Here is a 25546-nt window from a genome sequence, read left to right on the forward strand (position 1 = left end):
AGTTTATTTCATGTCCAGGTCGGAACTGCCGAAACCATGCGGCAGCAGCCAGCCCGCCGTCACTTCCATGATATCGTTTTTCAGGTTGGTCAGCAGCACTGGCAAGTCGGCGCCACCAAGCTCGAATATCACCTGGCGGCAGGCGCCGCAGGGCGAAATCGGCTCCGCCGTATCGCCGGTGACCGCCAGCCTGGCAAAGTCGCCTGGTTTGCAGCCATGCGCGATGGCGCTGAAAAACGCCGTGCGCTCGGCGCAGTTGCATAGGCCGTAAGCGGCGTTTTCCACGTTACAGCCACGAAACACGCGGCCATCCTTGCACAGCAGCGCCGCGCCCACCCTGAAACGCGAATAAGGCGCGTAAGCCAGCTCGCGGCCAGCATTGGCTTCGGCGATCAGTTCCTGGTTGTTCATTCTTGCATTACCTTTGAAGTCGTTAAGGCCGGGGTCAGACCCTCAATGCCGCTAACGCAAAGATCAGCGCTAACGGTGGAGGGGGTTTGACCCCAGATTATATTTACGGACGAATGGTACGATAAATCACCGGATTGGCAGTCAGGGCGACCGGACTGATCTCATACGCCGCCTGGATTTCCTTTACGGCCTGCTGCGCCGCCGATTCCGTGCGCGCGTGCACCATCGCAAGTGGCTGGCCAGCGGCGACCTGCTCGCCCAGGCCGACCAGTTCGCTCAGGCCGACGGCAAAGTCGATCGCATCGGTCGGACGGCGGCGGCCACCGCCCAACGACACCACGGCCAGGCCGATGGCGCGGCAATCGCGCACATTCGCAAAGCCTGCCGACAAGGCGGGCGCCGGCACCACGAACGGCGCGCGCTCCAGGTGCTTGTCCGGGTTCTCGATCAGGTCCGCCGGACCGCCCAGGGCCGACACCATGCGCGCGAAGCGTTCGGCCGCCGCGCCCGAAGCGAGTACCGCTTCAAGCTGGGCGCGTGCCTCTTCCTCGGTGGCGGCCAGGCCACCCAATACCAGCATTTCCGCGCACAGTGCCAGCGTCACTTCATGCAGGCGTGCCGGGCGCGAACGGCCCGTCAGGTAATCCATGGCGCCGCGTACTTCGAGCGCATTGCCGGCGTACGGCGCCAGCGATTCGTTCATGTCCGTCAAGATGGCCGAGGTCTGCATGCCGGCGCCATTGCCGACGGCGACGATGCTCTCGGCCAGCTCCACCGATTTGTCGTACGTCGGCATAAAAGCGCCGCTGCCCACCTTCACGTCCATCACCAGTGCATCGAGGCCGGCTGACAGTTTTTTCGACAGAATCGAGCCGGTGATCATGGCCACCGATTCCACCGTGGCGGTGACGTCGCGGATGCTGTAGAAACGCTTGTCGGCCGGCGCCAGTTGCGCCGTCTGGCCGATAATGGCCACGCCAATTTCCTGCACCACCTTGCGGAACAGTTCATTGTCCGGCACGGTGCAGTAACCAGGAATGGCGTCGAATTTATCGAGCGTGCCGCCGGTATGGCCCAGGCCGCGGCCCGAGATCATCGGCACATAGCCGCCGCAAGCGGCAATCATCGGCCCCAGCAGCAAGGACACCACGTCACCGACGCCGCCGGTCGAATGCTTGTCGACCACCGGGCCCGGCAGGTTCAGCGCACGCCAGTCCAGCACCTGGCCGGAGTCGCGCATGGCCAGGGTGAACGCCACGCGCTCGTCCATGTTCATGTCATTGAAAAATACCGCCATGCCCAGCGCGGCCACCTGGCCTTCGCTGACGCTGCCGTCGGTAATGCCGCGCACGAAAAACTCGATTTCTTCGGCGCTCAGTACGCCCTTGTCGCGCTTCTTGCGGATGATTTCCTGGGTTAAAAACATGGATATTCCAATAAAGTCTTTAATGCCGGGGTCAGACCCGTCGGGTCTGACCCCAGTACTCTGCTGATTCGACGGAGCGGCACTTTACTGCCGCATGCAGTACAACGGACGGCCTATAGCACATTGACGCCATTGGCCAGCGGCACCACGCCCAGGTGATGGGCCAGCGTCTGTCCGATGTCGGAGAAGCTCTCGGAAATGCCGAGCGCGCGCGGCGCCAAGCCGGGGCCGTAGAAAATCATCGGGATATGTTCGCGCGTATGGTCGGAACCGTGCCAGGTCGGGTCGCAGCCATGGTCAGCGGTAATCACCATCAGGTCGCCCGGTTTCAGCTTGGCCATAAATTCGGGCAGGCGGCCATCCATTTCGCGCAGCGCGTCGGCATAGCCTTCGGTATTGCGGCGGTGGCCGTAGGCCTGGTCGAAGTCGACGAAGTTGACGAACGTCAGCGACTTGTCGCCTACTTCATCGGCGGTGTTGAGCAGCGCTTCGAACAGCGCCATATTGTCGACGCCCTTGACCACGCGCGAGATGCCTTGCGTCGCGAAAATATCGCTGATCTTGCCCAGGCCCACCACTTCGCCACCGGCGTTCTTGACATGGTCGAGCAAGGTCGGTGCTGGCGGGGCAACAGCGTAATCGTGGCGGTTGCTGGTGCGCGTGTAGTTGCCGTTACTGCCCGTGAACGGGCGCGCGATCACGCGGCCGATATTGTATGGTTCGACCAGCTTGAAGGCCATTTCGCACACTGCATACAGGCGTTCCAGGCCAAACGATTCTTCGTGCGCGGCGATCTGCATCACCGAGTCGCCCGAGGTGTAAATAATCAGCTTGCCGGTGGCGACATGTTCATCGCCATGCTTGTTGATGATGTCGGTGCCCGAGGCATGGCAGTCGCCGAGGAAGCCGGGCACGCCCGCCATCGCCTTCAATTTGTCGGTCAGGTCTTGCGGGAACGACGGCGTGGTGCGCGGGAAATACCCCCAGTCGAATTCGACCGGCACGCCGGCGATTTCCCAGTGGCCGCTTTGCGTGTCCTTGCCGGTCGAGCGCTCGCGCGCGGCGCCATACGCGCCCGTAAAACCGTCGCGCTGCTCGAAGCCGGTAGCCCATTCGCCGCTGGCCAGGTGGGCGGCGGCGCCCAGGCCCAGGCGCTCCATGTTCGGCAGTTTCAAGGTCTTGCCGCTTTTGGCGACAGTGCTGGCAATATGGCCAAAGGTATTGGCGCCTGCATCGCCGTACTTGGCGGCGTCTGGCGTTGCGCCCAGGCCGAAGGAATCAAGCAGGAGGATAAATGCACGTGACATGATAAGGCTCGCTTTAAAGTGCTTACGCTTGCGGCTTGGCGGCAACGTTGGCCAGGAAAGCCAGGATCAGCTTGACCAGGTCTTTCGCGCCGATGGCCGCGTATTTCAGGGTCTGCTCGTGCGACAGGGCAAACGGTGACATGCCTTCGGCCAGGTTGGTGATGACGGAAACGCCCACCACTTTCAGGTCGCAATGACGGGCCGACACCACTTCCGGCACCACCGACATGCCGACCGTGTCGGCGCCCAGGCGGGCCATCATGCGGATCTCGGCGGCCGTCTCGAAGTTCGGGCCAGGATAGGCCACGAACACGCCTTCGTGCAGCGTAATGCCGTTGGCGGCAGCGGTATCCTTGACCTGCTGGCGCAGTTCGGCGTCATAGGCGTTGGCCATGCTGAAGAAGCGCGGGCCGAAACGGTCGTCGTTCGGGCCAACCATCGGCGTACCCGGCAACAGGTTGATATGGTCGGTGATGGCGACCAGGCTGCCGGCGTCCACTTCAGGACGCAGGGAACCTGCGGCATTGGTAACGAACAGCATTTCGCAGCCCAGCAGCTTCAGGGTGCGGATCGCGCTGGTCATCACGCCCATGCCGTAGCCTTCGTAGAAATGGCCGCGGCCTTTCATGCACACCACGGCCACGCCCGACAGGGTGCCGACCACCAGCTCGCCGGCATGGCCGTGCACGGTGCTGATGGGGAAGCCCGGCAGTTCGTCAAAGCTGATGCTGACGGCGTCCGTCATCTGCTCGGCCAGTACGCCCAGGCCGGAGCCAAGTATCATCGCCACGCGCGGCTTGAAATTTTCTGGGGCGCGGGCACGGATGATTTCGGCGGCGTGGAAAGGGGCGTTGTTCGACATGATGGTCCTCGTGTATGGTTGATTAGGCGTGCTGATCCGGGCGATCTTTTGTTTGAATTCTGCGGTGCGCTGGCGCGATGCTGGTGCAGATATATCGGCGTGCGTATGGCTGCTATCAGGCGCCACTATGCATCAAGCGTCATATGTATGGCAAATACCATTTTTCTTGCACATTTATACAAAAGATATATAAATGGCCGGCATTATAAAGCAGCTGCACCTGCCCTGCCAGAGCAGGTGATTGACAGGTGAAAGACAAAAGTTTAATGTTGCAAACAATTGTTAATACAGGCCTGCCGTGACCGAGCTCTCCAAAAAAGACCAGCTGTATGCGCTGATACGCAGCAATCCCTTTATTTCGCAGCAGGAACTGGCGACCGAACTGGGCTTGTCGCGCTCGGCCGTGGCCGGCCATATTGCCGGCCTGATCCGCGAACGCCGCCTGCTGGGCCGCGCCTATGTGCTGCCCGACAGCCGGCCCGTGCTGTGCCTGGGCGCCGCCAACCTCGACCGCAAGATGCGTACGCTGGCCACCTTGCAGATGGGCACCTCGAATCCCGTGCGCTCGACCGAAGTATTTGGCGGCGTGGGCCGCAATATCGCGGAAAACCTGGCCCGCCTGGGCCTGCCGGTGGCGCTGTTGACGGCGCTGGGCGACGATGCGGCCGGCCATGCCCTGCAAACCCATGCGGAAGACGCCGGCATCGACCTGCGCGGCAGCTTGCATCTGGCCAATACCGGCAGCGGCACCTATACCGCCGTGCTGGATGAACACGGTGAAATGCTGCTGGCCATGGCCAATATGCAGCTGTATGAACAGCTGACGCCGGCATTTTTGCGCAGCCGCCAGCCACAGCGCGCGCAAGCGGCGCTGACCATCTGCGACCTGAATTTGCCGCATGAGAGCGTGGCCTTTCTGCTGGACGAAGCAAAAGCCGCCGAGAATAACGCTGCGCCGCTGGTGATCGTGGCCGTGTCGCAGCCGAAGATGGCGCATCTGCCGCAAGACCTGACGGGGCTGCAACTGCTGATACTGAACCGTGGCGAACTGGAAACGCGTGTCGCACGCGCCCTGCCGACCGACGCGGCGCTGCAAGCGGCCTGCCGCGAGGTGCTGCGCCAGGGCGTGCGCCAGCTGGTCGTCACGCTGGGCGCAAACGGCGTGCTGTTTGGCGATGGCGCAACACCGGACGCCGGCATGGTCCACCTGCCTGCCCTGGCCGTCGATGCAGTCGACGTCACCGGCGCCGGCGACGCCTTTTCGGCCGCCGTCAGCTGGTCGCTGTACCACGACAGCCATAGCCTGGCGCTGGCGTGCCGGCGCGGCCTGAAACTGGCCGCCATGACGCTGGCGTCGAGCGCCACCGTCTCGCCATTGATTTCCGCCAGCGTCCTCAGCGATGTTGAAGACGCTCCACTCCCTCTTTCCTGACTGGATAAACTCATGACCCAACTGCACCCTTCCCTTTTGTTCTCGCAAGAAGTGCTGGACGCGCGCGCGGCCGGCAAGGCCATCGTGGCGCTGGAATCGACGATTATTTCGCACGGCATGCCGTATCCGCAAAACGTGGAAATGGCGCGCGAAGTGGAGCAAATCATCCGTGATGGCGGCGCCGTGCCGGCCACCATCGCCATTATCGACGGCAGGATCTGCATCGGCCTGTCGCCCGAACAACTGGAACTGCTGGGCACCTCGCCCGACGCCATGAAGGTCAGCCGCCGCGACCTGCCTTTCGTGCTGTCGCAAAAGAAACTCGGCGCCACCACGGTGGCCGCCACCATGATCTGCGCCGAGCTGGCAGGCATCAGCGTGTTTGTCACCGGCGGCATCGGCGGCGTGCACCGTGGCGCGGAAACCAGCTTCGATATTTCGGCCGACCTGCAGGAACTGGCGCAGACCTCGGTCGCCGTCGTCTGCGCCGGCGTGAAATCGATCCTCGACATCGGCTTGACCCTGGAATACCTGGAAACCCATGGCGTGCCGGTGATCAGCGTGGGCCAGGAAGGCTTCCCGGCGTTTTTTACGCGCGAAAGCGGCTTCAAGGCCGATTTCCGGCTCGACAGCGCCGACCAACAGGCCGCGTTCATCAGCACCAAATGGCAGCTGGGCTTGAAGGGCGGCGTGGTGGTCAGCAATCCGGTACCGGCCGCGCAGGCGATGCCTAAGGAAGAAATCGACACCATCACGGCGCAGGCGCTGCAGGAAGCGGACGCAGGCGGCGTGAAAGGCAAGCAGGTCACGCCATTTTTGCTGTCGCGCATCAAGCAGTTGACGGATGGCCGCAGTCTGGCGACCAATATTGCGCTGGTCAAACACAATGCCCAGGTCGGCACCAAGCTTGCCATTGCCATGCAGGCGGTGCTGCCCCGATAATAGGACTGCTGTAAAGAAACATGCGAGTAGAAACTGGCTCGCATGTTGTTCCCTCCAGCAGGCTGTCGGACTTGGGGAGTCAGAGCGAAAAAATAGCTGGTCGAGGACAGATTTTGTCGATTTCGCAGCGCCCATAGCGGGCTATGGGCCGAGAAAGCGGCGAAATATGGACCGATCCAGGTATCTTTGCAGCTGACGATCCTAAGTCCGACAGGCTGCCAGGCATCACGCACGCCAAGGAAAGCATGTCCATCGATCTGAAACAGTTAAAGTATTTTCTCGCCGTCGCCGAGGAGAAAAGCTTCAGCCGCGCGGCCGAGCGCCTGCATATCTCGCAGCCGCCCCTGAGCCAGCAGATCATGAAACTGGAAAATGAACTCGGCGTGCGCCTGTTTGCGCGCACCACCCGTACCTTCGAGCTGACCGTGGCGGGCAAGGCGCTGATGCACGAGGCGGCCGACTTGCTGGGCAAGATGCGCATGACCATCGACACCATCCGCCAGATCGACCGTGGCGAAGTGGGCCGCTTGCGGGTCGGCATCGTCGGCTCGGCGATGTGGGGGCCGATTCCCAGCCTGCTGGAACAATTCCAGTCCAAATTTCCGCGCGTCACCTGGACCATCCATGAACTGGGTCCCACGGTGCAATATGAAGCGCTGCGCAGCAAGCAGATCGACGTCGGTTTCTGGCGTGAACCCAAGCTCAACGATGATGACCTGCGCCACGACAATCTGCGCCAGGAACTGTGCTTCCGTGAAAATGTCTGCGTGGCCGTCAATGAACACCACCGTCTGGCCAAGAGCGCTTCCATCGAACTGATCGATATCGCCGACGAACCGATGCTGAGCCTGGCGCTGGACAAGTCGGCCTTTCCCCGCTACCTGGTGCAATGCTGCGTCAATGCCGGTTTCGAGCCGATGATTTTCCAGGAAGCCAACGAGCCGCAAACCCTGCTGGCCATGGTGGGCGTGGGCCTGGGCGTGACCCTGGTGCCGGAAACCACCAGCCGCATCGGCTGGCCTGGCGTGGTATTCCTGCCGATCAAGACCGATCCGCCATCGGCCAATCTGTATATCAGCTACACCACGCTCGACGACGCGCCCGTGGTGCGCGCCTTCCTGAATATCCTCAACCCGCCAGCCGCCTGATTTGCCCTGGATTTATATCCGATAAATATAAATCCATAAACAAAAACGTATTTGCCATACATATCGGCCATGATGCATAGTGGTTCGAACGCCCAAGGCGAACTGTTGCATACGCATCACAGCAGCACGACAAAATGGCAGGCAACAGCAATATTCTGCTGCCCTACGGTGCAATGTTGATAAGGAAACATCGATTCTTGCAGGCGTAACAGGCTAAATCGGCCCCAAATTTTCTGTTTGCCCTATAAAAAATATACAATGTCGATCTTCCAGGAGCCAATTCATGAAACTTACACAATTTAGTTTGACGATCGCAGCCGCTTTTCTGGCTGCTCAAGCGTCCGCGGCAAACCCAAAACTGGGTGTCGTGTATGACGCGGGCGGCAAGTTCGACAAGTCGTTCAACCAATCCGCTTTCGAAGGCGCCGAGCGCTTCAAAAAAGACACCGGCATCTCCTTTATCGAAGTACAGGCTTCCAGCGATACGCAAGCCGAGCAAGTCATGCGCGGCCTGGCCCGCAAGAAGCTCGACATGATTGCAGCGATTGGCTTTGCCCAGACGCAAGCCGTGCAAAAGGTCGCCAAGGAATTTCCCAACGTGAAATTCGTGCTGATCGACGGCCAGGCCGCTGGCGCCAACGTCAACTCGGTGGTGTTCAAGGAAGAAGAAGGCTCCTATCTGGTGGGCGTGGCTGCGGCCATGGCCAGCAAGAGCAAGAAAATCGGTTTTATCGGCGGCATCGATATTCCCTTGATCCGCAACTTTGCCTGCGGCTACGCGCAAGGTATCAAGGCCGTCAATCCGAAAGCGGAACTGACGCAAAACATGGTCGGCACCACGTCCAGCGCTTGGAATGACCCGGCCAAGGGCGGTGAGCTGGCGCGCTCGCAATTCGAGCGCGGCGTCGACGTGGTCTTCGCGGTTGCCGGCGGCAGCGGCATGGGCACTTTGCAGATGGCCAAGGAAAAAGGCAAGCTGGCCATCGGCGTCGATTCGAACCAGAATCATCTGTACCCGGGCACCATGCTGACCTCGATGGTCAAGCGCGTCGACAACACGGTATATGACAGCTTCATGCAAGTGAAAAACGGCACCTGGAAAGGCGGCGTCAGCTACAAGGGCCTGAAAGAAGGCGGCGTGGATTGGGCGCTTGATGCGAACAACCGCAAGCTGATCACGCCGGAAATCGAAAAGCGCGTGCTCGGTGCGCGCAAGGACATTATCGATGGCAAGATCAAAGTGATCGATTACCGCGTCGGCAGCAGCTGCCCGGTTTAACTTTCGACTCATCTCTAGACGCGCCGCCGGGGTTCTCTCCGCGCGGCGCGTTTCCATGAAACTATCCAGTTATGAGCCTATGCAGCCAGCAGTAGAATTTCGCAGCATCTCCAAGCATTTTGGACATGTGAAGGCGAACACCGACGTCAGCTTCTCCATCGCCAAGGGCAGCATCCATGGTTTGGTGGGGGAGAACGGCGCCGGCAAATCGACCTTGATGAGCATCCTGTACGGGTATTACCGTGCCGACGGCGGAGACATACTGCTCGACGGAAAAGTACAGCCTATCCGCAACAGCCAGGAAGCCATCGAACTGGGCATCGGCATGGTGCACCAGCATTTCATGCTGGTCGAGAACTTCACCGTGCTCGACAATATCATGCTGGGCACGGAAGGCGGGTTCCGTTTGGCCAGCCACCGCGCCGAAGCCGAAGCGAAACTGCGCGAGATCTGCACGCGCTATCGCCTCGACGTCGACCCGCTTGCGAAGATCGAAGATTTGTCCGTCGGCGCCCAGCAGCGCGTGGAAATCCTCAAGCAGATCTACCGCAGCGCCAATATCCTGATCCTCGACGAGCCGACGGCCGTGCTGACGGCGCAGGAAACGGCTTCGCTGTTTGAAATCCTGCGGCTGTTCAAGGAGCAGGGCAAGACCATTATCCTGATCACCCACAAGCTGCAAGAGATTTTGGAAATCACCGACAACGTCACGGTCATGCGCAGCGGCAAAGTGGTAGGCGCGGTGGCCACGGCCGGCACCTCGAAGGAAGCGCTGGCCAACATGATGGTGGGCCGCCCCATCCAGAGCCATTTGCCGCGTGCGCCGTACAACCCGGGCGCCACGGTGCTGGAAGTCGATGGCTTGCAACTGGCAGACGAGCAGCAGGTGAAGCTGCTGGCCGATATCGGTTTCAATCTGCGCGCCGGCGAAATCGTCGCGATTGCCGGCGTGTCGGGCAATGGACAGAGCGAGCTGCTGGAAATTTTGTCCGGCATGCGCCTGCCCACCTCGGGCAAGCTGCGCTTGCATGGCAAGGACCTGCCTTTCGGCAAGCGCCACGATGCCGATGGCCTGCCGCTGGTATTCCGTGACCTGGGCATAGCCCATATCCCGGAAGACCGCCTGCGCGATGGCGTGGTGAAAAATTTCTCGGTGATGCACAACACCATCCTTGGCTACCAGGATCATCTGAAAAACCGCTGGGGCCTGTTCAACTTCAAGGCCATCGGCGCGCGCTGCGCGGAACTGCTGAAAACCTTTGATGTGCGCCCGGCCAACCCGGACCTGCGCATAGGCCTGCTGTCTGGCGGCAACCAGCAGAAAGTGGTGATCGCGCGCGAAGTGCTGGCGAAACCGAAACTGATGCTGGTCGGGCAACCGACGCGCGGCGTCGATATCGGCACCATCGAAAGCATCCATACGCAATTGCTGGCCCTGCGCGACGCGGGCGTGGCGATCCTGCTGGTGTCGGTCGAACTGGAAGAAGTGCGGGCGCTGGCCGACCGCATTCTGGTCATGTGCGGCGGACGCATTACCGGCGAACTGAAAATTGAAGAATTCGATACCACCCGCATCGGCCTGCTGATGGGGGGAATGCACAAATCATGAATAACGACCTGCCACGCTGGGCGACAGCCTTTGTCATGCCCATGTTAAACCTGCTGTCGGCCTTGCTGGTGGCCGCACTGGTGATCTACCTGCTGGGCGAAGACCCGGGCGAATCGCTCGGCATTCTCGTCAACAGCGCCATTCTCAATCCGGAAGGCCTGAGCTACACCCTGTTCTACGCCAGCACATTCATCTTCACGGGGCTATCCGTGTCGGTGGCCATGCAGGCCGGCCTGTTCAACATCGGCAGCGAAGGCCAGATGTATATCGGCGGCCTGGGCCTGACGGTGGCCATGCTGGCCTTCGACCAGACCCTGCCGGCCTGGCTGCTGATACCGGTTGCCATGATCGGCGCGGCCCTGTTCGGTGCGCTATGGGGTTTCCTGCCCGGCTATCTGCAAGCCAAACGCGGCAGCCATATCGTGGTCACTACCATCATGTTCAACTTCATCGCGGCCAGCCTGATGAACTTCGTGATCGTGAAATACCTGATACCGCCCGGCGAACAGAACACGGCCAGCCGTGTGTTTGCTGCAAGCGGCGAAATGCCACGCCTGTCCACCTGGTTCCCGGCCCTCGGTGACACGCCGCTCAATATCAGCTTTATCCTGGCCATCATTGCGCTGGCAATTTACGGCGTGATGGTGTGGCGTTCGTCGTGGGGCTTCAAGCTGCGCGCCACCGGCCTGAACAAGCATGCGGCCCATTATGCAGGCGTGTCGATCAGCAAGATGATCATTATCGTGATGCTGATTTCGGGCGCGCTGGCGGGCCTCGGCTCGGTCAATTCCATCATGGGTTCGACCCATTATCTGTCGCTCAACTTCGTGGGCGGCGCCGGCTTTATCGGTATCGCGATTGCGCTGATGGGCCGCCAGCATCCGATCGGCATCTTTTTGTCGTCGGTACTGTTCGGCGCGCTGATACAGGGCGGCTTTGACCTGTCGCTGGAAAAACCGAATATCCCTACCGAGACCTTTATCTTTATCCAGGGCCTGATCATCCTGTTCTGCGGCGCGATGGAAAACTTCTACGCGCCGGCCATTTCCGCCCTGCTCAAGCGCACCAAAGGCTGACACCATGACACTCGACGACTTTCATTTCGCCAGCATCCTGGTCTCGACCGTGCGCAATGCGCCGGTGCTGATCTTTGCCGCCATGGCCGGCCTGTTTGCCGAACGCAGCGGCATGATCGATATCGGCCTGGAAGGCAAGATACTGGCCAGCGCCTTTACCTCGGCCGCGGTTGCCTACACCACGCAAAACCCCTACTACGGCATGGCCGCCGGCATGGTGGTGTGCGTCGCGCTGGCCTTGCTGCAGGCGTATGTCAGCATCACGCAAAAGGGCAACCAGCTGGTTGCCGGCATGGCCATCAATATCGCCATGAGCGGGCTGACGTTCGTGCTGGCGCAGTTCTTCTTCCATCAGGGCGGCCGTACGCCCGACCTCGGTAGCGCGCGCCTGTTCGACGTGGTGCTGCCGGGCACGCAGTATGTGGAGAACATTCCGTTTATCGGCTGGGTGTATGCACACCTGATCGGCGGCCATTCCATCCTCGTCTATGTGGCCTTTTTGCTGGTCCCGCTGGTGCACTGGCTGCTGTACCACACGCGCTTCGGCCTGCGCCTGCGCGCCTGCGGCGAAAATCCGCATGCGGCCGATTCGGCCGGTGTCAGCGTGGAAGCGACCCGCTATATGGCCATGCTGGTGGCCGGCATTCTGTGCTCGTTCTCGGGTGCCTACCTGGCGATCGTGCAAAGCGGCTTTTTCCTGCGCGACATGTCGGCAGGTGCCGGCTACCTGGCACTGACAGCGATGGTGTTCGGCAACTGGCGCCCCGTCTACACTTTCCTCGGCTGCCTGATGTTCGGCTTTTTCAACGCGATCCAGATCCAGATCGAAGGCGTTGATTTGCCGGTGGTAGGTCGCATCCCGGGCTCGCTGATTCAGATGGTGCCGTATGTGGTGACCGTGATCGTGCTGGCCGGCCTGATGGCCAAGTCGGTAGCGCCCAAAGCGATCGGCATACCGTTTGTGAAGTCGCGCTAGTTTTATCGAGCGCCTGTAAAAAAGCGAAGCCCGCGGGCTTCGCTTTTTTTTTATGCCACCGGAATGTCGTTCAGTGAAAACCAGACCGGCAAGCCCAGGCCGCGCGCCACCGCCACCATGCGGTCGGCGCCGGACGATGGCCCTTTGAGGCGCAGTACCGCATCGCAATGGGATAGCAAGCGCTCACAGTGCGCGTGAAACAGTGCTTCATACACCGCATCGCCGACCTGGCGCGAACCGGCCAGCGCCAGCATCGGCAGGGCCAGCCACTCACCGAGCACCGGCATATGGCCTGCCGCATACAGCGGCAGGCACTGCGCTTCCATCGCCGCCACATTGGCTGCCATCTTTTCCGGATCGTCACCCGTGCCCGAGCGATACGGCCCGGCGATCAGTATCTGCAGGCCCTTCTTTGCCGGCAGCAGATGCAACTGCGCATGCTGCAGCAGCATGATGGTCTTGCCGTCGCAGATACGCCCGTCGGCCACCATCTGCATGGCCTGCACCAGCGGCAGCTCCAGCACTTCGATATCTTCGCCTTCATGGGCCAGGCCACCACCATCGTTCAGGCGGCTGGACGGATCGTATTCGGCGACAAAGAAATGCAGGCGCTCGGTAACGGAACCCGGACTCATGAAGGCGTCGAACACCTTGCTCACCTCCCCTACCCGGTAGCCGGTTTCTTCCTCCACTTCAGCGCGGATGCGCTGTTCCGGGCTGGCCTGCTCCAGCAGGCCAGCCGCCGCTTCGATCAGGAAGCCGTCGTGACCGTCGCGATAGGTGGGAAAGCGGAACTGGCGGATCAGGATCACGCTACGTTGCTGCCTGTTGTACAGCAAGATGGTGGCGCCATCGCCGCGGTCGTAGGTTTCACGCGTCTGCGTCTGCCACTGGCCGTCACGGCGCAGATAGTCGAACGTGGTTTTCTTTAACAGATACCAGTCGTGCGACAGCGTGGTCACGTTACCGATGCGTACTCTTTCTTGGGTCATATTGTCTCCTTGTGCTTGCGTAATCCGACTTTATCATGCAAACTCGTGCAATATCAAGATTATTCAAGAAAAATCATGCTTACCCATCAGCGCAAACAATACCTGCTGGACCTGCTGCAGCGCGAAGGCCAGATCGTTGCCAAAGCCGTCAGTGATGCCCTGCAATTATCGGAAGACACGATACGGCGCGACCTGCGCGAGATGGCAAAAGAAGGCCTGCTGCAGCGCGTGCATGGCGGCGCAATACCGAACCTGCCCGCCTCTCCCGCGCTGGCGCCGTATGCCAGTCGCGAACAGATTTCACTCGATGCCAAGCCTGCCATCGGGCGCGCGGCGGCAGCCATGATCGACGCCGGTCAGGTGCTCTTTATCGACGGCGGCACCACCTGCCTGCAACTGGTGCGCCAGTTGCCGCGCGAGCTGCACGCCACCGTGGTCACGCACAGCCCGTCGATTGCAGTGGAACTGGTATACCACCCCCTGATCGAGGTGGTGATGCTGGGGGGAAGGTTGTTCCGGCATTCCATCGTCAATGTGGGCGCTGCCACCGTGGAAGCGATCGGCCGCATCCGGGCCGACCTGTATTTCATGGGTGTATCGAGCCTGCATCCGCAGGCGGGGATCACCACCGGTGACTTCGAGGAAGCTTGCGTCAAGCGCGCGCTTTCCGATGCTGCGGCCCGCACGGTGGTGCTGGCCTCGCCGGAAAAACTCAATACCGTCTCGCCATTCCAGATCACGCCGTTAAGCGAAGTGAGCGATATCGTCGTGCTGCGCGACACGGACCAGGCGCTGCTGGCGCCCTACCGCGAGATGGGCATCGCCATCACGCTGGCCTGACCATCAAGGCCAGATCGCCTGCAACACCGCCGCCAGGTGATAGCCGCCATTGATCAGCTGGGTTTTCGCCAATGCCGAGCTGGGCACCGGATAGTCGCTGGGCACCGTCAAGGACCATACATAGTAGGGTTCGCCTTTGCGGCTGGTCTGCTGCATGGCCGGGCCGGCCACCACGCCGGCATAGGCGATTTTTGATGCGGCCAGCGAGGCGTCAGCCCATTGATACGGCCAGGTAGCCGGGTCGCCGCTGTTGCCGGGAACGTCAGGCTTGCTGGCGATTACCGTCTGCGCAAACTGGCGCGGCGTGCGCGTGGACAGGCGGCGCATGGCGTAATCGACCACCGTGCTGTCCCAGTACGAGTGCAGCGGTTTGGTGGGCGACTTCGGATAAGCGGCCGGTTTGACGGCGCCCTCTTCCGGCGGCAATGGCGCGGGAATCACTGCATCGGACAAGGCCGTAATCTGCGCGTCGTCCAGCAACAGATTATTGCCGCCGCGCGCATCGAAAATTGCCAGGCCGTCGATCTGCGCCTGGGTTTCCGGCACCACAAAACGGCCATCTTTTGCCACATACGCGGCGCCCACATGGAGCGGCTGGTGGATATCGCCAACCATGTGCGTAAGCAATATCAGCGCCTGGCGCGGCGTGAACTGGTGCGGATTGCTGGCTGCATCGCTCTTGCCTTGCAAGACAGAAATCGCCTGTTTCAGCGTCTGCACGATATCGTCGTCGGCGCTGCCGGTGGCGCCGTCGTGATAATGCGCATTCTGGAACGGGATGTCGGTGTAGTGGTATTCGCTGTGCTTGGGATTGGCCGCCACATAGGCGAGCATCTCGGGCGACTGCGGGCCACAGTAGGTGCCCTTCACGCAATCGGCCCAGTTGGCGATCGATTCCAGCGTTTCTCCGGGCAGCAGCAAGGCGGCGATGTTCGCCTGAGCAGCGCTGCCCTTGAGCAGCTGATCTGCAATTGCCCCCACGGCGCGGTGGCCGTCATTGCCCCAGGCCAGTGCATTGCCGGTCATGAATGCGCCGGCCAGCGCCAGCGCGCATGTCAGTTTTTTCATGATTGTGGCGTCCCTTTGGCCGGTTTTGCATACTGCTTGTTGATATCGATCGGCTGCGCGTAGCTGGAACTCCAGGTCTGCTCATGCAGGGCCGCCAGACGCTGCGCCATCGCTTCGCTGCGCAGCACTACTTCCAGGTTGCGCGACAGGTCGAAATAGCCGCCAGCCCAGTTACTGGTACCGACCCAGGCCAGCTTGCCGTCGATGGTCATGGTTTTGCTGTGTATCACGCGCGCAAACGGAATAAAGCCGGTGCTGGCGGCAGGTATCGTCACGATGCGAATCTCGACGTTGGGCACCAAGGCCAGGCTTTTCAGGTAGGCAATCGCCGGCGCTTCCGTGTTCCAGGCGGACACCATCAATTTGATTTTCACGCCGCGTTGGGCGGCCGTGCGCACAGCGTTGTCGATCACGGCGTAGTACGGCCGCGTGCGATTCGGCCCGTACGACAGCGGCGCGTAGTCGAGCAGCTGGATCCGTACTTCGCTTTTCGCCTCGGCCAGCAGGGCCGGCAAGCCGCTTTCCGAGTCGCCTACACCGGCCGGATTGTAGGCGTTCGGGCTGGCCAGTAAAAAGGCGTTCTGCGCATAGTTGGCCGGCATGGTTTTGCTGTTGAGCACGGTGGCGCGCCCGCCCTTGCTGGTTGCTGCCTGCGCCTGCCAGTCCTGTTCGAAAATCGCCTGCACCTGGGCAACCATCGCCGGCTCGGTGATCTTCAGGCCCGTTTCATGGATATGCTCGAACGAGCGCCAGTCAAAATTCTGGCTGCCGATATACGCCACCTTGCCGTCCACCGCCAGGTATTTGGCGTGCACAATGCCGTTGCCGGTGATCTTGTTGAAATCGATAATGCGCAAATCCAGGTTCGGTATTGCCTTCAGTTGCTCGATGGTGGCCGCTTCCGACAGGCCCACGCCTTTCAGGTCCAGCAGAAAGCGGATCTTCACCCCGCGCTGGCCGGCGGCGCTCAAGCTGGCCAGCACCTTGTCGAACGCCGTGCCAGGCTTGCTGACGGCGTAGAACTGGGCAATGACGATCTCTTTTTTGGCCGCATCGAACAGTTCGCTCCAGACCGTGACCGGCTCGCGCAGGTCCGGATTGGCCAGCGTGGTTTCCACCGGCGACGTGTGCACCAGCTCAAAACCGGGAATCGTGAAGTCGGCATGGGCGCTGCCCGCGAACAGGCTGGACAGCAGAACAGAAACAAATAAACGACGCATGGGTTTTCCTTGTAATGATTATTTGACGCGCACGATGCGCCCTGCCGAAGTAGCGCTGCCGGCCGGCTTGCCGGCGCGTGCGCGATCGATCAGGTAATTGCTGAAGGCGTCGATATCGCGCACGCCCGTGTCCAGCCGGCGCGTGCCGTTGGCCAGTACGGTAAAGCGGTCACCGCCGCCAGCGAGGAAACTGTTGGCGGCAACCCGGTATTGCTGCTCATCCTTGAGCGCCACGCCATTGAGCATGACGCTGCCCGGCAGCACGCGCTGGCCTTGCGGACGGGTGCTGTCCCAGCGATACGTAAAACCTTCGGACACCTGCAACAGATTGCCCTCTTCGGCTTCGGCATCGGGCCACTGTTGTTCGAGCAAGGTGCGTATCTGCGCGCCGGACAGGCTGAGCACGATCAGGGTATTGCCGAACGGAACCACGGCCTGGTTCTGGCCCATATTGGTCATCAGGTCGGGGCCCGCTTCCAGGTCCTTGCGGATGCCGCCATTATTCATCAGGCCGATCTGCGCACCGGCAGCGCGCGCGCCGAACAGGGTGCTGTCGGCTACCAGGTCACCCAGTGCGGACGCACCGCTACCCTTGGTGCTGCGGCCCACCAGCGGCACGGCGATTTTTGCTACCGGACGCGACAATTCTGCCGAACTGCGCTGCTTGACGGCGGCCAGGTAGGCGGCAACGCTGGCATCCGGCTCGAATATGTTTGGCGACATGACGACGTTCTGCGCGCTGGCGTCCATCACGGCATTTTTTTCGGTATCGACCTTGAGCTTGATGCGCGTGAGCATATGGCCGCCCATCTGCGCCTGGGTCACCAGCCGGCCATCGACCCGGCACAGATAGCCCTGGTGCGAGTGGCCGCTGATGACAAGTTGTATGGCCGGGTCGAGACGTTTGACGACATCGACCACCGGGCCTTTCAGTTTGCTGCAGTCGGGCTGGTCGACATATTCTTCCGTCTCGCCACCCTGGTGCAGCAGCACGACGAACACGCCCACGCCCTGCGCGCGCAGCGCCGGCAAGGTAGCGTTGATGGCGTCGGCTTCATCGCCGAACTGCAGGCCGGCAATACCGGCCGCCGTTACCACGGATGGCGTATCTTTCAGCACGGCACCGATCAGGCCGACCTTGACGCCATGCGCTGTTGCAATTTTGTATGACGGCAGCAGGGACTTGCCTGTCTGCGTGTCGATTACATTGGCCGCCAGATAGGTATAGCTGGCGCCAGCAAAATCCGTGCTGTATTTGCAGGCCTTGTCGGCCCGCGCCGACTCACAGCCGCCGCGCTGCTGGCGCATCAGTTCCGCCTTGCCCTGGTCGAATTCATGGTTGCCGACGGAACTGGCCGTCATGCCCAGCATATTCATCGCCACAATGCTCGGTTCGTCCGCCCACAGCGACGACATGGCCGGGCTGGCGCCAACCAGGTCGCCATTGCCGACAAAAAGCAGCTGCGCGTCCTCGCGCCGCCAGGCCTTCAGTGCGCCGGACAGCACATCGATACCGCCGGCCTGCACGGTGACCTTGCGGGCAGGATCGGCAGCGCTGGTATAAGTGAATTTGCTGCTGTCGAGATTGCCATGGAAATCGTTCAGCGCCACCAGATTGAGTTCGACGGGGCCGCGTGGCGGCGAGGCGCAGCCGGCCAGAGTGGCAAGAGTCAGGATCAGGGCCGCATGGGCCAGTGGCTTGCGTGAAAAATGAACCATGAATTTTTTACTCATCAAAAAAAGAAAAGGGTAAACCATCTTGCGTATAAAAAAAACGGCTGGTGTCGCCACCAGCCGTTTTTGAGCTTGCTAACTTACAAGGCAGCTACCATCAGAATTCGTACTTGACGGTTGCTTGCAGCGCCCATTGCGATTCGCCTTTTTGCTGACGCACGGTGTAGTCCTCTACCTTCTCACGCACTTGGTAGATATAACGGCCGTTTGCATCCAGACCGGCAAAGTCAACGAAGCTGCGCGTCTGGCCACCAGCGGAGCGGAAAGCCATTTCATTGATACGGCCCCACTTGCGGTTGATCATGTTACCCACGTTGAAGAAGTCCATCGTGAACACACCTTTGTTACCTTTGAAGAAGCCTGGCACTTCCTGGCTGACGCGCATGTCAAAGCTGTTGGTCCAGGGCGAGAAGCTGTCATTGCGTTTGACCACACCACCGGCTTTGTTACGCAGATCGCCATAGCTGTTAACGAATGCCCAGAAACGATCTTCATTGGCATGGTTGGTAGCAGTATCGCCACGGAATACTACTTGGCCCGAACCTGGTGCCGATGGAATATACAGCAGATCATTACCTGCAACTCCGTCACCATTCAAGTCATTGGCGAAAGTCCAGCTGTATGGTTTGCCCTTGCGGCCTTCATAGAACAGGCCAAAGCTGGTCTTGTAGTTGTCGAAGAAACGCTTCTGCCAATTGAATACGGCGTTGAAACGGTCTTTGACCAGATAACCTGAATTGGCTGCAACGTTTTCGTTCGGGTTGAAAATCGAGCGCGCAATGAAGTTTGAATTCGATACCGACGAGGTTAGCGGCGATACTTCAGTTGCATCGGTATAGGTGTAAGCAACCGACCAGCCAAACCCTTTGCTCATCGGCTGAGTGATCGAGAGTGTCACCAGATTACCTTCACCTTTGTCCGTCTTCTTGGCCACTAGTACGTTGTTATAGCTGGCGTTTTTCAAGGCACGATTGCTGGCCCCGCTACAAGTTGCCGCCGCCGTCGTGCTCAGACCACCAGAGGCAGTCCAGCAACTGGTGTTGTACGCATTAGCGGTGTAAAACAGCTGACGACCATCGGTACCGGTACGGGTCGCTGTACCCAGATTCAAATGCTCATAATATATCGCGTCCTTGTTCTGCGTCCGCAGGTACTCAGCACCAAATACCAGTCCCATCCATGGTAATTCGTGCTCCAGTGCCAGATTTCCTTTCCAGATCGACGGCTGACGCAGATCGGAGGATAGGTAGTCGACGTTTGCCGCTGGTGCAGCACCAGTGAAACTGGTTGGCTGCGCGTTTGGATCCGGGCTGAATGTACCCCCAACGTTCGGGCAAGCAGGGAAACTGCCACCGCAACCAACGATGGTCGTTGCCACGCCAGGATTGGCGAAAGGATTCGACATCCAAACCGTCGCCGCAGCGCCTTGGAACAAACCGAAGCCGCCGCGCAATTGCGTTGGGCGGGTGCTTTCAAACTTGTAGTTGAAGCCGACACGTGGTTGCACCAGCGTTTGGCCATCGATCGTCTGCGTGTTGTCCAGACCAAAACCACCAGTCTGCGCGGTACCACCGCGAACAAGGTTAGCTGGATTAACGACACCTGCAACCATCGGCGCTGCTGCTGCTACATTACGCAAAGGACGGTCACTAATAGCGGCCTTATCTACACGCACGCCGTACTGCACGGTCAATTGCTTGTTGACGGTCCAGACATCTTGCGCAAAGAAGCCGTAATTTTTGAGGCTGAAGTCAGCAATAGCATTATCCAACGAACCGCCTGCGACCGGCACTTGTACCTGGTAAGAGCTTGGACGACCGGTACGGAAGTTTTCCAATACGGCTTGCTGATGCAATTCAGCGCTTGCTCCGCTGCAGTTAAATGTATAAGTCGGCTGATTGTTAGCACCAACGCCAGTCGGCCTCAGGAACGAATATTGAACGTTGTTGATACAACCAAACGTGTAGTTGCCATTCACATTTTGCAAAAACGCATTGTAGACGTCGTTTTTGCTGAAGTCGCCACCAAACTTGACTTCATGGTCGCCCAAAGCCCAATTGGCGCCCAGATAGGCGTCCTTGGTCTTGGTGCGCAAGACGTTGAACTGGTAAGACTGATCGGTACCAAAGTTCAGGAAGCGGCTCGATGTCGATGTTCCTGCTGGCGTGCCTGCCGGCAGGGCGAGACTGGAAAACTGCAGCGCCATCGTTGGCAACGTCGAGTTATTCTTCGGCAGGCTCTCATAGTCACGCGACGACACCTTGAATTCCGTCGAGAAATTCGGCGTCCAGTCTGCAAACCATTGGCCTACCGTCGTTTCGATGGTCTTGTTCTGCTGGCGCCAGGCGGAGTTCAAAGCTATACCACTCGCCGACACACCGGTAAACATCGGTTCGGACTGATCAGTTTTCGAATAACGAACCATCGCACGATGATTGTCATTGATATTCCAGTCCAGTTTCAGCAGCGTATCGTCAACCTTCAGCTTGGTACCAGCCGGTACCTGGGTCGTACCGATATCAAGGCCATACTGGCTCTTGGCAATGCTCTGAGCTTGGTCGATGGCAGACTGCGTGATGGCAACGTTCGTCAGGGAGCTGCCTATCGGACCAAAGTTCGGGGCGGTACGGGTACTTTCCAGCTGCTCTTTGTTCGCGAAGAAAAACAAGGTGTCCTTGATCAGGGGGCCGCCAACGGAAGCACCTTTGGTGGTTTCGCGGAACTTGGGCGGCGCGGCGTAGGTGTCCTTGACGTTATCGTAGCGATCACCGGCAGTCTTGTCATTACGGAAAACGTAATAGACGCTACCCTTGAAGTCGTTGGTACCGGACTTGGTGACGGCATTGATATTGGCGCCAGTGTAGCCTTTTTGCGTGACGTCGTAGTTGGCTACGTTGACTTGTACCGACTGGATGGCGTCGATTGAAATAGGTTGCTTGGCGGTCGGGCTGCCATTCGATTCCAGGCCGAAGGTGTCATTCACCGCCACGCCATCGATGGTCATCGAGTTGTAGCGCGAGTTCTGGCCGGCAACGGACATTTCGCCGCGCTCTTTGTCGGTTTGCGAAACACGCGGATCGGAACGCGCATAATCTTGCAAGTTGCGCTGGATCGACGCCTGCATCGCCAGTTCATTCGCGCCAATATTGGTGCCTGCACCCATATTGCTGCGGTTAAAAATCTGCGCGCGCGCGCCGGTACCGGTGACGTTCACGGTTTGCATCTGCGCACCCAGGGTGGCGTCCACACTGGCCGTTTCGGCCAGCTGCACGTACACGCCTTCGCGTTTTTCAACCTGGCCGTCCTTGGTGATGGTAATCGTGTAAGGACCGCCAGCGCGCAAACCACGCGCGACGTAGCGGCCTTCCGCATCGGTTGTCACATTGCTGACGGAACCCGATTCGGTATGGACGATGGTGACGACGGCGCCGGCTGCCGGCTGGCCATTGCTGGAGGAAATGCGTCCGCCAATGGAGGAAGTCGTATTCTGTGCGAACGATGGTGCGGCCGCCAGAGCGATAGACAGGCTTAGCGCGATTTGCGTTAGCCGAAGTCGTTTGTGATTGATCATCTTGTAACCCCAAAAAAGACTATTATTTTTGAAATATTGTGATTGCCTCACTGCCCGGCTGCGCCGCACAGCAACACTACCACCCCATTTCCTCTTTACTATGCTGCAACTGTTACGCTGGCCGGACCGGCTGCGGGTCTTGACTGGACCACGCGGCCTTGTTTTTCCACCGCCACAGACTTGTCGATTCAAACAAAAAATGGACGGCGGCAAGCCACTATTCCCCATCACACGGGGCGCTAGCTCCCGTGACATGCGTCCAACAACCTGGCCAGCGCTGCAAGCCAAGGCGGAAGTGTAATTGTTAAATATTTCAAGACTGTGACACGGCCATGACATGTGGCAATTTGAGACACAAAGGACGAAGCCCTGTCATTTCACTCTGCATGTCACATTGATCTACTGCGAAAACCACGCCTACTGCCGCTACATCAAACTAAATTGTGACTTTTTATTATCACCCTCATCCCACTATGCATCATCAAAAAATGAATGACAAATACGTTTTTTTTTAGCTATTCATACTAAAAAAGTCTGAATTACAGCTGGGTTACAAGAAAGTTTTTGTATGACTGCGCGGTCCGGGCTTATGGCGCGAGATTATAAGTGAGCAAATTGTGCTTGAAATTGTTTCACATAAGAAAACAGAAAAAGAGCACGCACCGTCGAATATTGTGTCGCTTGGCCGCCACAAAATTAGCAGAAAAACAGTGGGGGAGGCAGGAAGGCAGGGGTATGGGCGACCGCAGAAGCCGGCCGCCCTGAGGATGTCAGTATTGAACTGGGAGAAACTTACGGTTTGATGGCTTTGCCGGCAGCGTCCGACAAGGCGATCTGCGCTTCAAATGTGGCAAAGCGTGCGTCCAGCGATTTCAATAAACGTTGTTTATCTGCGTCAGCAAGGAAGGAATAGCGCAGGCTGTTGTACGACAGCTTCTTGATTTCCGCGTAATCGGTCTTGTACTGGCTGGCAAACAGCACGTACTCGTTCGACAGGGTATTGCGCGACACGCCAGCATCGTCGGTAGAGATCACGAATGGCACGCCGTACTTGCGGTACAGGGTGACCGGATGGGCCTGGCCCTTCACACCAAGAATGTAGTCATTGCTGGTCAGGTTCACTTCTACCGGGATGCCGCGCGTGCGCATTGCATACATGGTGGCCAGCGCGTTGTTTTCGTAGGCGATGTCCATGCCATGGCCGATACGGTTGGCTCCAGCCACGTTGACTGCTTCGGCTATATGGAACGTCATGCCCTCGGGCGGCACCATGCCCAGCGCCAGTTCGCCCGCGTGCAAAGCGATCTTCACGTTCGGATACTTGGATTTCAGGAACTTGAACATCTCCATATGCAGACTGTAGTCGCGCATGGATACGTTCACGCTTTCCTGGCCAACAATATTGACGCCAACCACCAGCGGGTTCAGGCTGGCGGCCTTGAAACCGGCCACCATCGACGAGAACACTTGCGATGGCGATAAAAAGCGCAGCACATACGCCTGGTAGCGCATGGTGAAGTGGGCGTCATCGATGCCGGCGCTGCTGGTGTTCACATTGTCGTTATAGGCGCTGATGCTTTTCTGGAACGATGCATCCTGCTCCAGCTGCTGCGTCCAACCGGCAAGCACAGTTTGCAGCGCTTCGCGCTTCATGCCAGGGGTGAGCACTTGCTGGTCGAACTGGGGGTTCGAGACGAACGGCGACAATTCAAAAATGGTTTCGATATAACTGAGGTTCTCGGCGATGGCGCGCTGCTTGAGCGTTTTCAGGCCCTCGCCCGTATTGGTCGAGGCCACCGGGCCGAAGTAGCCGAAGGTGTCAAAAAAGGTACGGTCGGGTGGCGTCTGCTGGCCGCTGTGGTTATAGAAATCCTTGGTCGACCAGCGCTGCAGCAGTTCCGCGTACAGGCCCGCATCGGCAAACACTTCAGTTGATGACAAACAGCCACGCTGGCCGGCCGGCTTGGCACGTTCAAACGAGACCACGTCCTTGCGGCTTTCGATGCGGTATGTGGTCTTGTTGACGCAGTAGTTTTCCTTGTCGACCCATTCCAGGAACTGCTCGGCGTAGATGGAACCCGAGTAGTGGTGATGCAGGTCGCCGCCCTTGGGCATCATGGAAAAGAACAGGCTCAGCTCGGCTGTTTTGGGCTGGGTGCCCGAAACCAGCGCGGCAAAATGGCGCGCGGTGGCCGCTTCGTTGGCCGCCGGGCTGGCGGCATGGGCGAGCGCCGAAGCGGACATGGCCAGCGCCATGCTCAGGGCCAGGCCAGTAATTTTCTTTTGCATCAGGAATCCCGATCAGGGTGGTAGGTTGAAAAGTAAGGTCAGCCCTGCCCGCGCACATGCACGCGCGCCCCGCCCGAATACGTGGCGGCCACGGCGCGGTCGTCACCGAGCAGCGCCAGGGCAAACAACAATTCTTCCAGGCTCTGACAGGCGGCCGTGCGGCGTTCCAGCAGCGGCGTGGATTTTTTGTCGAGCACGATGAAATCGGCTTCCGTGCCAGGCGCAAAATTACCGATCACGCCTTCGAGCTGCATGGCGCGTGCGGCGCCCAGTGTAGCCAGGTAGAACATGCGCAAGGCGGGCAGATAGCTGCCTTTCAAGCGTGCTACTTTATAGGCTTCGTTCATGGTTTGCAACATCGAGAACGAGGTGCCGCCGCCCACATCGGTAGCCAGCGACAGCAGCACGCGCGCCGCATCGGCTTTTTCAAAATCAAACAAGCCACTGCCGAGGAACAGGTTGGAGGTGGGGCACACGGCCGCCGCCGATCCGGTTTCGGCCATGCGCGCACGGTCGCGTTCGTCGAGCCAGATACAGTGGCCAAACATGGCGCGCGGGCGCATCATGCCGTAGTGGTCATACACGTCCAGATAGCTGCGCGCCTGCGGATGCAGTTCACGTACCCAGCGGCATTCATCTTCGTTTTCCGACACGTGGGTCTGCAAAAAGGTATCGGGGTAGGCGCGCGCCAGCTCGCCCGCCAGGTGCATCTGTTCATCGGTGGAGGTCGGCACGAAGCGGGGCGTGATCGCATACAGCGAGCGGCCGCGCTTGTGCCAGCGCCGTATCAGTTCTTCGCTGTCGCGCGCACCGGACTCGGCCGTGTCGCGCAGGAACTCGGGACAGTTACGGTCCATCATCACCTTGCCCGCCACCATGCGCAGGCCGCGTGCCTCGCTGGCGCCAAAGAAAGCATCGACAGATTGCGGGTGCACGCTGCCATACACCATGGCGGTGGTGGTGCCGCAACGCAGCAACTCATCAAGAAAAAACTCGGCCACATTGCGCGCATGGACAGTATCTTCAAACGCACGCTCGGTGGGGAAGGTGTACTGCTCCAGCCAGGGCAGCAGGCCCGGCGCGGGCGAGGCGATCATTTCCGTCTGCGGGAAGTGCAGATGGGTATCGATAAAGCCGGGCACGATCAGCTTGCCCCGGTAGTCGATGACCGCGGTACCCGCCGGCAAGCTTGGCAACAATTGATCGTGTTCGCCGGCGGCAAGCACCTTGCCATCGGCCACGATCAGCAAGCCATCCGTATGAAACGCGTGCGCATCCTCGCTGAAGGCGGGATCGGCGTGAAAGTGCAGCAAGCTGGCACGGTAAGCTTGCACTGAAACAGGAACTATCGGCATGACTTCTTT

The 25546-nt window shown here is 59.5% G+C and carries 18 protein-coding genes and 1 pseudogene; 8 read left to right on the forward strand and 11 right to left on the reverse strand.

Annotated elements, in window-relative coordinates:
- Window positions 1-3: 3 nt before the first annotated feature.
- The 4 genes from ACQ4WM_RS12615 to xapA form a co-directional block, all read right to left on the reverse strand.
- A complete protein-coding gene (locus tag ACQ4WM_RS12615; protein ID WP_436547008.1) occupies window positions 4-411 on the reverse strand; it encodes a cytidine deaminase in 408 nt (135 codons plus the stop codon).
- A gap of 103 nt (window positions 412-514) precedes the next feature.
- Window positions 515-1837 carry a thymidine phosphorylase gene (gene deoA, locus ACQ4WM_RS12620; protein ID WP_436547009.1) on the reverse strand — a complete coding sequence of 441 codons (1323 nt, stop codon included), beginning with the start codon at window positions 1835-1837 and terminating at the stop codon, window positions 515-517.
- A gap of 113 nt (window positions 1838-1950) precedes the next feature.
- Entirely contained in the window at window positions 1951-3144 is a 1194-nt protein-coding gene (locus ACQ4WM_RS12625) for a phosphopentomutase (protein WP_436547010.1), read from the reverse strand.
- Window positions 3145-3166: 22 nt separating this feature from the next.
- Entirely contained in the window at window positions 3167-4006 is an 840-nt protein-coding gene (gene xapA, locus ACQ4WM_RS12630; RefSeq protein ID WP_436547011.1) for a xanthosine phosphorylase, read from the reverse strand.
- Between the two features lie 298 nt (window positions 4007-4304).
- On the opposite strand from xapA, the gene ACQ4WM_RS12635 reads away from it, so the two are divergent.
- The 7 genes from ACQ4WM_RS12635 (at window position 4305) to ACQ4WM_RS12665 (ending at window position 12468) form a co-directional block, all read left to right on the forward strand.
- Complete coding sequence (locus ACQ4WM_RS12635; RefSeq protein WP_436547012.1) at window positions 4305-5438, forward strand: carbohydrate kinase; 1134 nt, start codon at window positions 4305-4307, stop codon at window positions 5436-5438.
- 21 nt (window positions 5439-5459) lie between these two features.
- Window positions 5460-6380: a pseudouridine-5'-phosphate glycosidase gene (locus tag ACQ4WM_RS12640; RefSeq protein WP_436547041.1), complete on the forward strand. Its 921-nt coding sequence runs from the start codon at window positions 5460-5462 to the stop codon at window positions 6378-6380.
- A 245-nt stretch (window positions 6381-6625) separates the two neighbouring features.
- Window positions 6626-7528, forward strand: a complete 903-nt coding sequence (locus ACQ4WM_RS12645; protein WP_436547013.1) for a LysR family transcriptional regulator — start codon at window positions 6626-6628, stop codon at window positions 7526-7528.
- 283 nt (window positions 7529-7811) lie between these two features.
- Window positions 7812-8807 (forward strand): BMP family lipoprotein, encoded by a 996-nt coding sequence (locus tag ACQ4WM_RS12650; RefSeq protein ID WP_436547014.1) that lies wholly within the window; start codon window positions 7812-7814, stop codon window positions 8805-8807.
- Window positions 8808-8886: 79 nt separating this feature from the next.
- Window positions 8887-10416: an ABC transporter ATP-binding protein gene (locus ACQ4WM_RS12655; protein WP_436547015.1), complete on the forward strand. Its 1530-nt coding sequence runs from the start codon at window positions 8887-8889 to the stop codon at window positions 10414-10416.
- Complete coding sequence (locus tag ACQ4WM_RS12660) at window positions 10413-11492, forward strand: ABC transporter permease (protein WP_436547016.1); 1080 nt, start codon at window positions 10413-10415, stop codon at window positions 11490-11492. Before ACQ4WM_RS12655 ends, ACQ4WM_RS12660 begins: the two co-directional genes overlap by 4 nt.
- Window positions 11493-11496: 4 nt before the next feature.
- Window positions 11497-12468, forward strand: a complete 972-nt coding sequence (locus ACQ4WM_RS12665; RefSeq protein ID WP_436547017.1) for an ABC transporter permease — start codon at window positions 11497-11499, stop codon at window positions 12466-12468.
- Between the two features lie 416 nt (window positions 12469-12884).
- Here the strand turns inward: ACQ4WM_RS12665 and ACQ4WM_RS12670 are convergent.
- A pseudogene (locus ACQ4WM_RS12670) lies at window positions 12885-13460 on the reverse strand (NUDIX domain-containing protein); the annotation flags it as partial.
- 75 nt (window positions 13461-13535) lie between these two features.
- Here ACQ4WM_RS12670 and ACQ4WM_RS12675 point away from each other — a divergent pair.
- Entirely contained in the window at window positions 13536-14300 is a 765-nt protein-coding gene (locus ACQ4WM_RS12675; protein ID WP_436547018.1) for a DeoR/GlpR family DNA-binding transcription regulator, read from the forward strand.
- Window positions 14301-14303: 3 nt separating this feature from the next.
- On the opposite strand, the gene ACQ4WM_RS12680 is transcribed toward ACQ4WM_RS12675, so the two are convergent.
- The 6 genes from ACQ4WM_RS12680 to guaD form a co-directional block, all read right to left on the reverse strand.
- Window positions 14304-15368: a S1/P1 nuclease gene (locus tag ACQ4WM_RS12680; RefSeq protein WP_436547019.1), complete on the reverse strand. Its 1065-nt coding sequence runs from the start codon at window positions 15366-15368 to the stop codon at window positions 14304-14306.
- Window positions 15365-16588: a phospholipase D-like domain-containing protein gene (locus tag ACQ4WM_RS12685; protein ID WP_436547020.1), complete on the reverse strand. Its 1224-nt coding sequence runs from the start codon at window positions 16586-16588 to the stop codon at window positions 15365-15367. Before ACQ4WM_RS12685 ends, ACQ4WM_RS12680 begins: the two co-directional genes overlap by 4 nt.
- Before the next feature lie 18 nt (window positions 16589-16606).
- Window positions 16607-18307, reverse strand: coding sequence for a bifunctional metallophosphatase/5'-nucleotidase (locus ACQ4WM_RS12690; protein WP_436547021.1), 1701 nt, complete (start codon window positions 18305-18307; stop codon window positions 16607-16609).
- A gap of 112 nt (window positions 18308-18419) precedes the next feature.
- Window positions 18420-21893, reverse strand: coding sequence for a TonB-dependent receptor (locus tag ACQ4WM_RS12695; protein WP_436547022.1), 3474 nt, complete (start codon window positions 21891-21893; stop codon window positions 18420-18422).
- 792 nt (window positions 21894-22685) lie between these two features.
- Entirely contained in the window at window positions 22686-24182 is a 1497-nt protein-coding gene (locus tag ACQ4WM_RS12700) for an adenosine deaminase family protein (RefSeq protein WP_436547023.1), read from the reverse strand.
- Between the two features lie 38 nt (window positions 24183-24220).
- Complete coding sequence (guaD, locus tag ACQ4WM_RS12705; RefSeq protein WP_436547024.1) at window positions 24221-25537, reverse strand: guanine deaminase; 1317 nt, start codon at window positions 25535-25537, stop codon at window positions 24221-24223.
- Window positions 25538-25546: the final 9 nt, after the last annotated feature.

Origin of the sequence: Janthinobacterium longum (assembly GCF_051380735.1) — a bacterium.
Taxonomy (GTDB): domain Bacteria; phylum Pseudomonadota; class Gammaproteobacteria; order Burkholderiales; family Burkholderiaceae_D; genus Janthinobacterium.

What these genes read in the sequence shown, in the direction of transcription:
- ACQ4WM_RS12695 (WP_436547022.1), bottom strand. Translation starts at nt 21,893, where the DNA reads ATGATCAATCACAAACGACTTCGGCTAACGCAAATCGCGCTAAGCCTG.
- xapA (WP_436547011.1), bottom strand. Translation starts at nt 4,006, where the DNA reads ATGTCGAACAACGCCCCTTTCCACGCCGCCGAAATCATCCGTGCCCGC.
- ACQ4WM_RS12625 (WP_436547010.1), bottom strand. Translation starts at nt 3,144, where the DNA reads ATGTCACGTGCATTTATCCTCCTGCTTGATTCCTTCGGCCTGGGCGCA.
- ACQ4WM_RS12700 (WP_436547023.1), bottom strand. Translation starts at nt 24,182, where the DNA reads ATGCAAAAGAAAATTACTGGCCTGGCCCTGAGCATGGCGCTGGCCATG.
- ACQ4WM_RS12690 (WP_436547021.1), bottom strand. Translation starts at nt 18,307, where the DNA reads ATGGTTCATTTTTCACGCAAGCCACTGGCCCATGCGGCCCTGATCCTG.
- guaD (WP_436547024.1), bottom strand. Translation starts at nt 25,537, where the DNA reads ATGCCGATAGTTCCTGTTTCAGTGCAAGCTTACCGTGCCAGCTTGCTG.
- ACQ4WM_RS12685 (WP_436547020.1), bottom strand. Translation starts at nt 16,588, where the DNA reads ATGCGTCGTTTATTTGTTTCTGTTCTGCTGTCCAGCCTGTTCGCGGGC.
- ACQ4WM_RS12680 (WP_436547019.1), bottom strand. Translation starts at nt 15,368, where the DNA reads ATGAAAAAACTGACATGCGCGCTGGCGCTGGCCGGCGCATTCATGACC.
- ACQ4WM_RS12615 (WP_436547008.1), bottom strand. Translation starts at nt 411, where the DNA reads ATGAACAACCAGGAACTGATCGCCGAAGCCAATGCTGGCCGCGAGCTG.
- ACQ4WM_RS12655 (WP_436547015.1), top strand. Translation starts at nt 8,887, where the DNA reads ATGCAGCCAGCAGTAGAATTTCGCAGCATCTCCAAGCATTTTGGACAT.
- ACQ4WM_RS12660 (WP_436547016.1), top strand. Translation starts at nt 10,413, where the DNA reads ATGAATAACGACCTGCCACGCTGGGCGACAGCCTTTGTCATGCCCATG.
- ACQ4WM_RS12645 (WP_436547013.1), top strand. Translation starts at nt 6,626, where the DNA reads ATGTCCATCGATCTGAAACAGTTAAAGTATTTTCTCGCCGTCGCCGAG.
- ACQ4WM_RS12665 (WP_436547017.1), top strand. Translation starts at nt 11,497, where the DNA reads ATGACACTCGACGACTTTCATTTCGCCAGCATCCTGGTCTCGACCGTG.
- ACQ4WM_RS12650 (WP_436547014.1), top strand. Translation starts at nt 7,812, where the DNA reads ATGAAACTTACACAATTTAGTTTGACGATCGCAGCCGCTTTTCTGGCT.
- ACQ4WM_RS12675 (WP_436547018.1), top strand. Translation starts at nt 13,536, where the DNA reads ATGCTTACCCATCAGCGCAAACAATACCTGCTGGACCTGCTGCAGCGC.
- deoA (WP_436547009.1), bottom strand. Translation starts at nt 1,837, where the DNA reads ATGTTTTTAACCCAGGAAATCATCCGCAAGAAGCGCGACAAGGGCGTA.